At 71.6% G+C, this 13,756-nt stretch carries 9 protein-coding genes; 6 read left to right on the top strand and 3 right to left on the bottom strand.

The features are described 5' to 3' along the window. The coding region (locus JNW91_RS23485) for a DUF2277 family protein (protein ID WP_203177604.1) at nt 1-212 on the bottom strand (212 nt) is incomplete at its 3' end. A 160-nt stretch (nt 213-372) separates the two neighbouring features. Here JNW91_RS23485 and JNW91_RS23480 point away from each other — a divergent pair. The 5 genes from JNW91_RS23480 (at nt 373) to fxsT (ending at nt 8,955) form a co-directional block, all read left to right on the top strand. Beyond that, nucleotides 373-561, top strand: coding sequence for a hypothetical protein (locus tag JNW91_RS23480; RefSeq protein ID WP_203177603.1), 189 nt, complete (start codon nt 373-375; stop codon nt 559-561). Between the two features lie 3 nt (nt 562-564). Continuing rightward, complete coding sequence (locus JNW91_RS23475) at nt 565-2,916, top strand: FxsB family cyclophane-forming radical SAM/SPASM peptide maturase (protein WP_203177602.1); 2,352 nt, start codon at nt 565-567, stop codon at nt 2,914-2,916. Continuing rightward, nucleotides 2,913-3,719: an aminoglycoside N(3)-acetyltransferase gene (locus JNW91_RS23470; RefSeq protein ID WP_203177601.1), complete on the top strand. Its 807-nt coding sequence runs from the start codon at nt 2,913-2,915 to the stop codon at nt 3,717-3,719. Before JNW91_RS23475 ends, JNW91_RS23470 begins: the two co-directional genes overlap by 4 nt. Nucleotides 3,720-3,847: 128 nt before the next feature. Next, on the top strand, nt 3,848-5,095 hold the full coding sequence (locus tag JNW91_RS23465; protein ID WP_203177600.1) for a TIR-like protein FxsC: 1,248 nt from the start codon (nt 3,848-3,850) through the stop codon (nt 5,093-5,095). Continuing rightward, nucleotides 5,092-8,955, top strand: coding sequence for an FxSxx-COOH system tetratricopeptide repeat protein (gene fxsT / locus JNW91_RS23460; RefSeq protein ID WP_203177599.1), 3,864 nt, complete (start codon nt 5,092-5,094; stop codon nt 8,953-8,955). The genes JNW91_RS23465 and fxsT overlap by 4 nt, the downstream gene beginning before the upstream one ends. Before the next feature lie 41 nt (nt 8,956-8,996). Here the strand turns inward: fxsT and JNW91_RS23455 are convergent, their stop codons facing one another. Then, nucleotides 8,997-9,905 (bottom strand): alpha/beta fold hydrolase, encoded by a 909-nt coding sequence (locus tag JNW91_RS23455; RefSeq protein WP_203177598.1) that lies wholly within the window; start codon nt 9,903-9,905, stop codon nt 8,997-8,999. Between the two features lie 218 nt (nt 9,906-10,123). Between JNW91_RS23455 and miaB the strand changes: the two genes are divergently transcribed. Beyond that, nucleotides 10,124-11,617 (top strand): tRNA (N6-isopentenyl adenosine(37)-C2)-methylthiotransferase MiaB, encoded by a 1,494-nt coding sequence (gene miaB / locus JNW91_RS23450; protein ID WP_203177597.1) that lies wholly within the window; start codon nt 10,124-10,126, stop codon nt 11,615-11,617. Between the two features lie 126 nt (nt 11,618-11,743). On the opposite strand, the gene JNW91_RS23445 is transcribed toward miaB, so the two are convergent. Further along, nucleotides 11,744-13,336: a cellulase family glycosylhydrolase gene (locus JNW91_RS23445; RefSeq protein WP_203177596.1), complete on the bottom strand. Its 1,593-nt coding sequence runs from the start codon at nt 13,334-13,336 to the stop codon at nt 11,744-11,746. Between the last annotated feature and the right edge of the window lie 420 nt (nt 13,337-13,756).

Here is a 13,756-nt window from a genome sequence, read left to right as displayed (position 1 = left end):
CGCCCGGCGCCCCGGACCACGAGCTGGTCGAGCAGCGTGCGGGTGGCCTCCGCCACGGCGGCCACCGCGGCGTCGAAGGCGGCGGCGTTGTGCGCGGCGGGCGCCCGGAAGCCAGAGATCTTCCGGACGTACTGCAACGCCGCTGCCTCGATGTCCGTGTCCGTCACCTGCGGGGTGAACGGCTCACGCAACGTCTTGATGCTCCGGCACATGCTGGCCTCCTCTTGGTCATACCCGGCACTACCACTGGTGGCGACGGCTGTACTGACGGTGACAACGGGTTGATGTTTGTCTATCCTGGTCCCGGACCAGAGCCTTCGAGCCATTGTCGCCGTTCGCGCGCCCGGCGCCCGGCCCCCCGGGAGACTTCTCGTGGATCACACCCCCACCCGCACACCCCGTCCCCACCTCGACGACCTGACCCGTAGCCTGCGCACCCCGTTGGAGCGAGTCGCCGTCGAGCATGCCGATCTCGTCGAGATGATCCGCCGACGCGTCGTCGCGGCTCGGCCCGCGGCCTCCGACACGGTGGCCGTCGCCGCCTTCAACTCGTCCATCTGAGCGATGGCCTGCCGGTGCTGTCCACCAGGGGCGGTCAGGCCCTGCCAGGGGATCAGCCAGTTCGTGCTGAAGGTGCACAGCAGGTGCGACCTCAGCTGTGACCACTGCTACGTGTACCAGCACGCCGATCAGACCTGGCGCGACCGACCGGTCCGGATGTCAGCGGACACCGTCCGGGCCACCGCGAAGCGGATCGCCGAGCACGCCCGCGTGCACGACCTCCCGGTCGTGCACATGGTGCTGCACGGGGGTGAGCCGTTGCTGTTGGGTGCGGCCGGGCTCCGCGAGGTGCTGGTCGAGCTGCGGACGACGATCACCCCATGGGCCCGGCTCGACCTGCGCATGCAGACCAACGGCGTGTTGCTCGACGAGGAACTGTGCCGGTTGCTGGTCGAGTACGACGTGCGGGTCGGGGTGTCGTTCGACGGCGACCGGACGGCCAACGACCGCCACCGCGTCTTCGCCCACGGCGGCAGCAGTCACGATCAGGTACGGCAGGCTCTGGCCCTGCTCCGCCACCCGGATCACCACCCGAGCTACGCCGGCATCCTCTGCACGATCGACATCCGCAACGATCCCGACCGGGTGTACGAGGCGCTGCTGGCCGAGCGCCCACCCCGGGTCGATCTGCTGCTGCCGCACGCCACCTGGGACCGCCCTCCGGCCCGCCCCGACACGGCGGGAACCCCGTACGCGGACTGGCTGGGGCGGATCTATCGGCGCTGGGTGGACGAGGGGCGACCCCTGTCGATCCGGCTGTTCGAGGCGCTGGAGCCCGGTGGTGGCGGCACCGAGGCGTTCGGTCTCGCACCGGCCGACGTGCTGGTGGTCGAGGCGGACGGCAGTTGGGAGCAGGTCGACTCGTTGAAGACGGCGTACCACGGTGCGGCCGACACCGGGTTCGACGTGTTCGGCCATTCGGTGGACGAGGCCCGCCAGCATCCCGGGGTCGCCGCCCGACAGGACGGCGTGGACGGTCTCTGCGCGACCTGTCGGTCCTGCCCGGTGGTCGACCGCTGCGGTGGTGGCCTCTACGCGCACCGCTGGCGCACCGGCTCCGGCTTCGACAATCCGTCGGTGTACTGCGCCGACCTGCTCCGCCTGATCGACACGATGGACACCTACCCGCCGGTCGAGCTGCCCACCCGTCAGCCGGCCGAGTTGGCGGACCCGCTCGCAACGGAACTGTTGGACGATCTGGCGACCGGGTACGGGTCGGCGCACACCCTCGATCTGCTTGCCGCGACACAGCTCTCCGCCACCCGCGCGCTGTTGGCGGGCTGGCGGGAGAGGTCCGGCCCGACGGCCGCCTGGGAGCTGCTCGTCGACCTCGACGAAAAGGCGCCCGAGGCGCTGCGGGCTGTCCTGGCGCACCCCTTCGTCCGTCCGTGGTTGGTGCATCGCCTCACCCCGTCGGCCCGGTCCGGCGCTGGCCCGGCGTCCGACCCGCTGCCGGCCCTCGCGCTCGCCGCGGCCCTCCGGGCGGGCGCGCCGGCCACGCTGGACGTCCCGGTGCGTTCCGGCGTGATCACCGTGCCCACGCTGGGCAGCCTGGTGCTGCCGGTCGACGTCGACGGGACCGTGGAGGTGACCGTACTGCCCGGTGCCGTCCGGGTCCGCGGCGACCACGTGGCGCAGACGGTGGTCCTCGACACTGGCGAACCGGAGGCGGGTGGCTGGCGAGCGACGCACCGCGTACCGGTTCCCGGTGGCCAACTGCTCCTGGAGGACGGCGACCCGTACCGGGACTGCTACGGCCAGCCGGTGGCACCCCGTCTGGAGCGCTCGGCGGCGCGGGCGGTGAGCCGTACCCTCGCCGAGGCCTGGCGGGTCGTGGAGCGCGACGTTCCGGTCCACGCCGCTGCGCTCGCCGGTGGTCTGCGCGCCCTCGTGCCGCTGGCCCCCGACCAGAAAAGGCCACTGCGGAGCGCAACCGCCCGGGACGCGTTCGGCGCGATCGCCCTCACCCCCGTCGCGGACCCGGAGACGGTAGCCGTGCTGCTCGTGCACGAGTGGCAGCACGTGAAGCTCGGTGCCGCACTCGACCTGTACGACCTCGTCGACCCGGAGCCCGGCCACCGGATCCGGGTGCCCTGGCGACCCGACCCCCGACCACCCGAGGGCGTGCTCCAGGGCGTGTACGCCCACCTGGCGGTCACCCGGGTGTGGCAGGCCCGCGCCGCCGCCGGCCGGCCCGCACACGGCGATGCGGTGGCGTACGCCGCCCGATTCCTGACCTGGACCCGCGAAGGCGCGGACGCGTTGCTGGCCGGCCGTTCGCTCACGGCCGCCGGCGAACGGTTCGTGGGCCGGATGCGCCAGGCCCTGGAGGAGACCGCTGCAGGGCCCGGATGAGCGGCACCCGCGCACTGGACCGACCCCGCATCGCCGGCGACCTGCGGGCACTGGGTGTCCGTCCGGGCAGCTGCCTGCTGGTGCACTCAAGCCTGCGCCGGGTGGGCCCGCTGGAGCGTGGCCCCGCGACCCTCGCCGGCGTCCTGCGGGACGTCCTCGGCCCGGTCGGCACGCTGCTCGTGCCCACGCAGACCGATGGCAACTCGACCACCTCCCGGAGCTACCTGGCGGCCACCGCGGCCATGGACCCGGCGCAGCTCGCCCGGTACGAGGCCGCGCTCCCCGGTTGGGACCGCCGGAACACACCCTCCCAGCGGATGGGAGCGTTCGCCGAGTTCGTGCGGCGTGCCCCCGGTGCGCAACGGAGCGACCATCCACAGACCTCGTTCGCCGCCCTCGGGCCGCAGGCACGGCGACTCACCGACGACCATGCCCTCACCTGTCACCTCGGGGAGCGTTCGCCGGTGGGCCGGCTCTACGCGGCGGACGGGCAGGTCCTGCTACTCGGCGTCGGCTTCGAGGCGTGCAGCGCCCTGCACCTGGCCGAGTACCGGCTGCCGGCGCCGCCGGAACGGGAATACCGCTGCTTCCGGGTCGCCGATGGACGTCGGGTCCGCCTCGACTTCCGTGCCGTCGACCTGGACGATCGCGATTTCTCGGAGCTGGGTGCCGCGCTCGGCGGCGCGGCACTCGTCCGCCGTGGCCAGGTCGGGCGGTCCGGCGCGCACCTGCTGTCGGCACGCGCCGCTGTGGACTTCGCGGTCGGCTGGCTCGCCACGAATCGCCTGGCGGATCACCGTTGATTCGCGGTCTACGCTGGTGTTCGGCCCGCGCGGGAAGGGCGAGGGGCAGCCGTGAGCATCATGGATGGGGTCGATGGCGTGCTGACCACCGTGGACAAGTCGCGCAACCGGTTCGCCGAGGGGCTGGGGTGAACCCGCCGGTGGACCGGCGTCGGTCGGCGCGCGGGACATACTTCTTCCTGAGCTACGCCCACTCCCTACCGCCGCCGGGCGACCGGGCCGATGTCTGGGTGGGCCAGTTCTTCGCCGACCTGGCCGAGGAGGTGGCACGCCAGGCGCGGCCAAAGGCTGGGATGCGGATCGGCTTCTTCGACCAGCACATCCCGTTGGGCGCGGACTGGAAGGCGGCTCTCGCCGAGGCGCTCGGGGACGCCGAGGTCTTCGTGCCGCTCTACTCGCCCGGCTACTTCAGTCGACCATGGGCGTTGGGGGAGCAGGAGTCCTTCCGGGCCCGGCTGGCCGCCGCCGGGCCGGACCGTGTCACCGCCGGTCATCTGGTCCCCGTACTGTGGAGCCCGTTTCCCCCATGGGAGGCCCATCCCGAGCTGGACAGTGCCCTCGACCTGGGCCGGGACGTCCCGGAGTACGCCGAGAACGGCCTGCGGGCGTTCTGCATGCTGGCCCCCTACCGGGCAGAGTACGAGCTTCTGCTGAGCCGCCTGGCCAACCGGATCGTGCACACCGCCGAGCGGCGGCCGCTGGGCCCGTCCCGTGCGCCGGGCCTCGACGAGGTCGTCGGCCCGGGACCGACCGACCCGGACTTCGTCGTCGCCGTCCTGGCCCCGACCCGGGACCAACTGCCGACCGACCGCCACCCCGCCGGCTACGCGGCCAGCGGCCGGCTCTGGCGGCCGTACGGGCGCCGGCAGGAACTGCCCGCCGCCGAGTACGCGGCCAGCACCGCCGAGCGGCTCGGGCTCTCGGCCCGCACGGCGGATCTCGCGCAGGCCGCCGGGCTGCTCGATCGCCGGCCGGCCGTGCTGTTGGTCGACCCGTGGATCGCGGCAGCGCCGGGCACCTCCGACATCCTCGCCCGCGTGCTGCACGACCTGCGCGAGTGGGTCGTGCCGCTGGTGGTCACGGACGATGACGACACCCAGGACGCCAGCCGGTGGGCGACCGAGGTGACGCGACTGCTGCACGCCGCCGGGGTGCTCCAGGTGAAGCGCGCGTGCAACCTGTGGGATTTCGTCGACCTGATGCCGGCGCTGGTCACCGAGGCCCGCCGCCAGTTCCTCAAACACGCTCCGGTCGTCCCGTTCGACACGCCATCGGAGCCGGTGCCGAGCCTGCGCGACAGTCCGGCGGTTACCCCTCACCCCGCGGCACCATCTGCTGATCCGGCATCATCGCGTCGCCCCGGAGAAGACCGATGAACAACGATCGCAAAGGCCAGGTCGTCACCTTCTACTCGTTCAAGGGCGGGACCGGCCGGACGATGGCACTCGCCAACGTGGCCTGGATCCTCGCCGCCAGCGGTCGACGGGTGCTCGTCGCCGACTGGGACCTCGAATCGCCCGGCCTGCACCGCTTCTTCCACCCCTTCCTCGACGCCGAGGCGATCTCGGGCACCAGCGGCGTGATCGACATGATCCGTGACTACGAGTGGGAGACCACCCGCGTCGACGACCGGCCGGATCGTTGGATGGAGCAGTACGCGAGGGTCGGCCGACACGCGTTCTCGCTGCGCTGGAACTTTCCGGACGGCGGCGGTCTCGACTTCCTCTCCGCGGGAAGGCAGAACAGCGACTACGCCGTCTCCGTGAGTGGCCTGGACTGGGACAACTTCTACAACCGGTTGGGTGGGGCGCAGTTCTTCGAGGCGTTACGGGCGGACATGAAGCGGCAGTACGACTTCGCCCTGATCGACAGCCGGACGGGGTTGAGCGATATCGCCGACATCTGCACCCTGCTTCTGCCGGACACCCTGGTCGACTGCTTCACCCTCAGCGATCAGGGTATCGACGGAGCGGCCCGGGTCGCGCACTCGGTGCGGGAGCGCTATCGGCGGCGGGACATCCGCGTGCTGCCGGTGCCGATGCGGGTCGACGAGGCGGAGAAGGAGCGAGCCGAGGCGGGTCGCCTGCTGGCCATCCGTCGTTTCGCCGGATTGCCGGCGGGCATGACCGAGGCGGAGCGGCGGCGGTACTGGGCGGCGATCGAGGTGCCGTACCGGCCGTTCTACGCGTACGAGGAGATCCTGGCGACCTTCGCCGACCCGCCCGGCTCGCCGACGTCGCTGCTGGCGGCGTTCGAGAGGTTGACCGGGATCCTCACCGACGGTGCGGTGACCGGGCTGCCGGTGATGGACGAGTCGGTGCGGGAACGGGGCAAGGCGCGCTTCCGCCGGCGTACCGAGGTGGTCGACGACCAGATCGCGCTGCGCTGCGCCCCGGAGGATGCCATCTGGGCCGAGTGGCTGGAACGGGTGCTCACGTCGGCCGGAATGCGGGTGGTCGACCCGGCCGCCGCCGTGGGCTCCGCCGGTAGGTCCGCACCGCGCACGCTGAGCGTGGTCTCGCCTGCTTTCGTGGCGATGCCGGCCGGGGGGCTGCCGGAGGGCGACACGAACACGGGTGTCACCGCGCTCGCCGTGTACGTCGGCGATGTCCGCCCGCTGGCGGAGTTCCCGGCGGGCAGCTCCACCAACCTGGTCGGCGTGACCGCGGCGACCGCGGTGCAGCGGGTGTTGCGGTTGGTCGGCCGACCGGTGCCGCCGTCGGCGGACGGGCGCGCGGGTGGGGGTGTTCGCTATCCCGGCACCGAGCCGTTGATCTTCAATGCGCCCAACCGCAACCTTCGGTTCACGGGCCGGGAGGACGACCTGGCCCGACTGCGGGCGCAGTTGCGGAGCGGCGGCAGCGCGGTGGTGCTGCCGGTCGCCCTACAGGGCCTGGGCGGCGTCGGAAAGTCGCAGGTCGCCATCGAGTACGTACACCGCTTCAGGTCCGCGTACGACATCGTCTGGTGGATCGTCGCCGACCCACCGCAGTTCGTCGACACCTCCCTGGCCGACCTCGCCGCTCGACTCGGGATCGTCACCGGACCGACCCTGCCCGACACCGTCCGGTCGGTGCTCCAGGTTCTCGGCCGCGGCGAGCCGTACGCGCGGTGGCTTGTCGTGTTCGACAACGCGGAGGAACTGGACCAGATCGCGCGGTTCCTGCCGCAGGGTCCCGGGCACGTTCTGCTGACCTCGCGCAACCGAGCCTGGGCCGACCGAGCCAACCCGATCCAGGTCGACGTCTTCGACCGCACGGAAAGCGTCGCCCACCTCGCCCGGCGGGTGCCCACGATCAGCGGCGAGGCTGCTGATCGGGTGGCTGACGCGCTCGGTGACCTGCCGATCGCGGTGGCCGCGGCGGGGGCGTGGCTCGCCGACACCGGCACGTCCGTTGCCGACTATCTGCGGCAGATCGAGCGGCACGGGCCCAGCGCGTTGTCCGTGGCGGCCACCTGGGACCTTTCGCTGAACCGGCTGCTCGATCAGGCGCCGGCCGCGTACCGCCTGTTGCAGCTCTGCTCGGTGCTGGCACCGGAGATCGCCCTCGACCTGATCTACAGCGACGAGATGGCGGCGGCCCTCGCGCCGTTCGACCCTTCGGTGTCGGAAAGGCTGGTGCGCGGCGCCCTGGTCCAGCAGATCAACCGGCTGGCCCTGCTGAAGCTCGACGTCCAGGGTGGCCGGGTGCAGGTGCATCGGCTGTTGCAGGCCGTGGTCCGGGACCGGATGACCGAGGACGAGGTCGCCGCGGCCCGGCACCAGGTGCATCTGGTGCTGGCCGCGTCCCGGCCGCGCGACGACGACCCCTCGACCTGGCCAAGGCTGCGCGTGCTCTGGCCGCACCTGCAGGTCTCCGACGCGCTGACCTGCCCCGACGAATCGGTGTGTCAGCTGTTGATCGACCGGGTGCGCTACCTGTGGCAGCGCGGCGGCCTGGAGCTGGCGGAGAGGTTCAGCCAGCAGGTGGACGACACCTGGTCCGAGAGGCTGTGCGGCCCGCTGAATGAGGCCGACGCGACGGTGCTGGCCCGACAGGTGCTGCACCTGCGGTTCTACCGGGCGAACATCCTGCGCAGTATGGGCCGGTTCGACGAGGCCCGCGAGCTGGACGAAGTGGTGTTGGCCGAGCAGCGCCGCCTGCTCGGCCCGCTGCACCCGCACAGCCTGCTGACCGCCGGTAGCCTCGCCGGTGACCTGCGGGCCCTCGGCCGGTACACGGAGGCGCTGGAACGGGACCGGTCCACCCACGCCTCCTGGGTCCAGGTTTTCGGCGAGGACCACCTGCGGACGTTGAGCGCGGCCAACAACCTCGCCGTGTCGTACCGGCTGGCCGGCGACCACCGGTCGGCCCGGCGGTGGGACGACGAGGTCCATCAGAGGCGGCGGCTGGTGCTCGGCCCCACCCACCCGTACACGCTCGTCTCCGCCGTTCGGCTGGGCAGCGACCTGCGGGAGGCCGGCGAGTACGAACCGTCGGCCGTCCTGCTGAGAACGGTGTACAACGCGTACTGCGAGGTCCTTGGCCCGGACGACGTTCGGAGTCTCGGCGCCCAGGTCAACCTGGCGGTGTCACTGCGCAGCGCGGGTCGGGCGGGCGAGGCCGTGGCACTGTTCGAGACGGCCCACCGGAAGCTCGACGAGTGCCTTGGACCGGATAATCCGGACACGGTGACGTGCCGGTCGAGTCGAGCGGCGAACCTGCTGGCCGTCGGCGACGCGGCCCGGGCGCTCGTCGAGATGACCACGGTGGCTCAGGCGTACGACGAGGGGCTTCGACTCGGCCCGGAGCATCCGCTCACCCTGGCGGCGTTGAGCAACATCTCCGCCGCCGAACGCGCGCTCGGCCGCGGATCGGAAGCCCTCGCATCGGCCACCCGGGCGGCCAATGAGTTGCGCAAAGCACTCGGCCCCGACCACCCGCACACCCTGGCGGCGGAGGTGAACCAGGCGGTGTGCCTCGCCGAGCAGGGGGAGCGGGTTCCGGCCCGGGACCGCCTGCGAGAGACCGCGGGGCGGCTGTCCACGGTGCTCGGACCGGAGCACCCCGACACGCTGCGCTGCCTCGGCGACCTCGCCCTGGTGTCGAGGCACATCACCGACCGAGCCGCGGCCGAGGACGTCGGCGTGCTGGTCGACCGGCTGGCCGAGGTGATCGGCCAGGAGCATCCCTGCGTGCAGACCCTGCGGGAACGACGGCTCGTCGTCCGGGTGGTCGACCCCCACCCGTTCTGATCGAGGGCTGGGTTTGGTGGGCGGCCGCGCCGGGCTCGGATTCAGAGCCGCGGGCTGTCCGCGAGCTCCGGGCCGGCCAGCCAGGCCAGGATCCGCGGAAGGATCTCCACCGCGCCGAAGTGCGCGGCACCGACCTGCACCTCGACCTCGGCGCGCGGGATCCGCGACGCCACCCAGTAAGAATGCTCCACCGGAGAGAACCGGTCCTGCGCTCCGTGCCAGAGCCGGACGGGTGCGCGGATGGCTCCGAGGTCAAACCCCCACCCCCGCCGTATCGCCAGTACGTCGTCGATCCAGCCCTCGGGGCCGTGCCGCAGAGCTTCGGCGTACATGTCGGTCAACAGCCGGCGGAGCGTGGCATCGTCGACGACCCGGATGTCCTCTTCGGGCAGGTGAGGGCGGAGGAATTCGAGCAGCGTCATCGGATCCCGCCGGGCCTCTTCCGCGCGCACCGTCAGGGTGCGCGTGAGTTCCGCCAGATCCTCGTCGGCCTGCGCGAAGGCCTCGATGTTCGTCTCGGACATGCCCGCGTACCAGTCCAGATCGGGTGCGCCGGCCGGGGCGAGCCCCACCAGCACGGCGGCCCGGGTGATCCGGTCCGGCAGCAGTGCGGCGCAGGCCAGGGCGTGCGGCCCGCCGCCGGAGCGACCCACCACCGCGAACCGGTCGACGCCCAGGTCGTCGGCGATCGCCGCCACGTCGGCCGCCGTGTCGGCCACCCGTCGACCTTCGTGCCGGTCGGAGTCGCCGTAACCGGGCCGGTCGTAGCAGACGAGCTGTACGCCGAGGTGGTGCAGGGCGATCGCGCGGGGACGGGGGCCACTGCGGCTGCCCGGGGTGCCGTGTAGCAGGACGACCACGGCGCCGTCCGAGGCGCCGGAGGTCTCCACCGTGAGGTACCGCCCGTCCGGGGTGACGACGGGGCGCTGTGGCGCGTGTAGTCGCGTCACGGTTGGCCTCCCCGCAGGTCATGATGCGCTCCTGGGGAAGGAGCCGCGCAGCGGCGGCCCCGAGTACATAGACCCCGAAATCGCCCAGAAAGACGTTCTTGTTCGGGAGCGTACTGCCCGCTGTGGGCTCCCGCCATGGGCCAGCGGGTCAAGGCGGTCTCCGTGCCCTCCGGACCGGACCGCTACCCTGGTAGCCGAGGGGAAGGGGCGCCAACAGGGTGGCTAGGACCTACAACGTCGTGACGTACGGCTGCCAGATGAACGTGCACGACTCCGAACGCATCTCCGGCCTGCTGGAGCAGGCGGGGTACGTGCGCGCACCCGGCGGCGACGAGACCCCGGACGTGGTGGTCTTCAACACCTGCGCGGTGCGGGAGAACGCGGACAACCGCCTCTACGGCAACCTCGGTCGTCTGCGCCCGGTGAAGGACAAGCACCGGGACATGCAGATCGCGGTCGGCGGCTGCCTGGCCCAGAAGGACCGTGGCGAGATCGTCCGCAAGGCGCCCTGGGTGGACGTGGTCTTCGGCACGCACAACATCGGTTCGCTGCCGGTGCTGCTGGAGCGCGCCCGGCACAACGCCGCCGCCGAGGTGGAGATCCTCGAGTCGCTGGACGTGTTTCCGTCCACGCTGCCGACCCGGCGCGAGTCGACGTACGCCGGCTGGGTGTCGATCTCGGTGGGCTGCAACAACACCTGCACGTTCTGCATCGTGCCCTCCCTGCGCGGCAAGGAGAGGGACCGCCGCCCCGGCGACATCCTCTCCGAGGTGCGCGCCCTCGTCGACGAGGGTGTGCTGGAGGTGACGCTGCTCGGGCAGAACGTCAACTCCTACGGCGTGGAGTTCGGCGACCGGTACGCGTTCGGCAAGCTGCTGCGCGCCTGCGGTGACATCGACGGGTTGGAGCGGGTCCGGTTCACCAGCCCGCACCCCAAGGACTTCACCGACGACGTGATCGCCGCGATGGCCGAGACGCCGAACGTCTGCCACTCGCTGCACATGCCGTTGCAGTCCGGCTCCGACGACGTGCTCCGCGCGATGCGGCGGTCGTACCGTTCGGAGCGCTACCTGGGCATCATCGAGAAGGTCCGGACCGCGATGCCGGACGCGGCGATCACCACGGACATCATCGTCGGGTTCCCCGGCGAGACGGAGGCCGACTTCCAGCGCACCCTGGACGTGGTGCGCGAGGCCCGCTTCTCCTCGGCGTTCACCTTCCAGTACTCGAAGCGCCCCGGCACACCCGCCGCGACGATGGACGGCCAGCTGCCCAAGCAGGTCGTGCAGGAGCGCTACGAGCGGCTGATCGCATGCGTCGAGGAGATCACCTGGGCGGAGAACAAGCGCCTGGTGGGGGAGACCGTCGAGGTGCTGGTCGCGGTCGGCGAGGGCCGCAAGGACGAGCGGACCGGGCGGATGTCCGGTCGGGCCCGCGACGGTCGGCTGGTGCACTTCGCGACGGGCACGCCCGACGGCGGGTCGCTGGCCGACCAGATCCGACCCGGCGACATCGTGCACACCACTGTCACGTACGCCGCGCCGCACCACCTGAACGCCGACGGGGCGCCCCTGTCGCACCGCCGGACCCGGGCCGGTGACGCCGCCGAGGCGGGTCGCTCCCCGCGTACCCCCGGGGTATTGCTCGGTCTGCCCACGATCGGCGCCCCGGCGGTCGCCGCCGCGCCCGCCGGTGGCTGCGCCGCTCGCTGACGTCGTGCGCGGGCCCCTCGTCGTCGTGCTACGACGACGAGGGGCCCGTCCGTTCAGCCGGTGATCCGTCACGATGGACTTGATGTTGCGCGCGGTGTCCAGCTGGTAGGAGTACGTCCCGTCAGCTCAGCAGCCGGTGCCGTTGAGCTTCACCGTTCCCGGGGCGCTGGCGGTGCCGTTGGCGGTGAAGCCCACGGTGACCGACCCTCCCGCCGGCAGGGCGGGGGTGTGGCTCGGGCCGGCGGCGGTGACCGTCGTGCCGGACTGCGTGACAGTGGCGTTCCAGCCACTGCCCAGCGTCACCCCGGAGGGCCAACTCCAGGTCACCGACCACGGGTTCACCGCGGCCGAGCCGGTGTTCTTCACGGTCAGCTCACCCTGGAAGCCGCCCTGCCACGCGTTGACCTGCCGGTAGGTGGCCGTGCAGGCGCCGGTGGGCGGGTTGGTCGGACCACCCGTCGGCCCACCGGTCGGGCCACCGGTCGGCCCGCCGCCGGACGGCGCGATCAGGTACGGCTGGAGGATCGCCTGCTTGGTGGTGTTGATGTTGGTCCAGTCGTCCAGCGCGATGCCGCCGGTGTCACCGGAGTTGGGGTTCCACGACCAGTAGGTGAAGGACATCCCGGTCACCCCGGTGCCGGTGTACGCCATCAGCTTCTCCAGCCACACCTTGTCCTTCGGGTCGGCCAAAGTGCTGCCGAACTCACCCATCATGATCGGCGCGACGTTCTGCTTGTAGAGGTAGCCCCAGTACTTGTCCCAGATGGCCGGCATGTTCGCCGGGTAGTCCGGGGCGTCGAACCAGGTCTGCCGGTACACCGAGGTGGCGTACTCGTGCGGCGAGTAGACCAACCGGTTCGCCACGCTCAGCCGTACCGGGAACTCGCCGGCCCTGGACAGGTTGCCGCCCCACCAACCGCAGTCCTCGTCGTTGCTCGGGTCGTTGTCCCACACGTTGGAGAGGCCACCACTCGGGCAACTCACCCCCTCCACGAAGATCAACCAGTTGGGCTGGACGCCGAGGATGGCGTTCCCGGCCCGCTCGGCGGCCAGCCGCCAGTCCCGGGTCGTGTCGCCGCCCCAGCACGCGCCGGTGGCCGCCGGGTTGGTGCCCTCGGCGTGCGGCTCGTTGTGCAGGTCGGCGCCGATCACCGTGGGGTTGCCCGCGTACCGCTGGGCGAGCATCTTCCAGTCGTTGATCCAGGTCGCCTCGGAGACCGTCGACGTGTACCAGAGCGGTGACTGCCCGGCCGCCGTCGGCCGGTGCCGGTCCAGGATGATCCGCATCCCCTTGCTGCCGGCGTAGTCGATGACCTTGTCCAGGATCTGCAACGGCGACAGCCCGACCAGGTCCGGGTTGACGAAGTCGTTGACCCCGGTGGCCGTCGCACCCGGCTTCAGCGCGTCGTTCGAGTACGGCACACGCAACGTGTTGTAGCCCAGCCGGGCCATCGTGTCGAGCTGCCCCCGCCACGGGTTGCTCGACCACAGGCCGTGGAAGGTCTTGTTGTCGGTCTCCATGCCGAACCAGTTGATGCCGGTCAGCCGGACCGTGGCGCCGGTGCTGTCCACGATCTGGTTGCCGTTGGTGTGCAGGTAGCCGGTGCCGGTGCCAGCGGCCACGGCCGGGCTGGTGCTGACGGCGGCGGCGAGGAACACGCCGGCCGCGACGGTGGCGAGCGCGGTCAGCGCGCCGCCGAGGGCGGTGGGACGGAACATTCGAGCTCCACTTCGGAGGCCCGGCGCCGTCGGTGGACGGCGCCGGCGGGCGGCCGTCGGCACGTCACGGCCCTCAGGGGTACGCGGACAGTGCGCGACGGTCATGTCACGCGGACGGGGACACTCGCGAACGCTCACCGGCGACCCCTCGACAGCGGTGCTCCGCCGTCGTCGCCCTCGTGCCGGTGGCCCTACCTGGCTCCGTCGCTCATTCTCATCAGCGCACCTCAACGCGTCAACCAGCCATCCGGCTGGCCCGAACGGTCCCGGCGCCCATGCCTCGCAAGATCGCGCTCGATCCTGGATGTAGTGGTATCGCGGCGGGCGGTTTCAAGCGGTTGTTGCAACTAGGTGTTTGTTGAGTACCTCGGCTGGATTGTGCCAGTCGAGGGTTTGGCGTGGTCGTCCGTTGAGTTCTCG

Source organism: Micromonospora parastrephiae, assembly GCF_016802865.1.
Classification (GTDB): domain Bacteria; phylum Actinomycetota; class Actinomycetes; order Mycobacteriales; family Micromonosporaceae; genus Micromonospora; species Micromonospora parastrephiae.
This window is presented reverse-complemented; position numbering and strand designations above follow the sequence as displayed.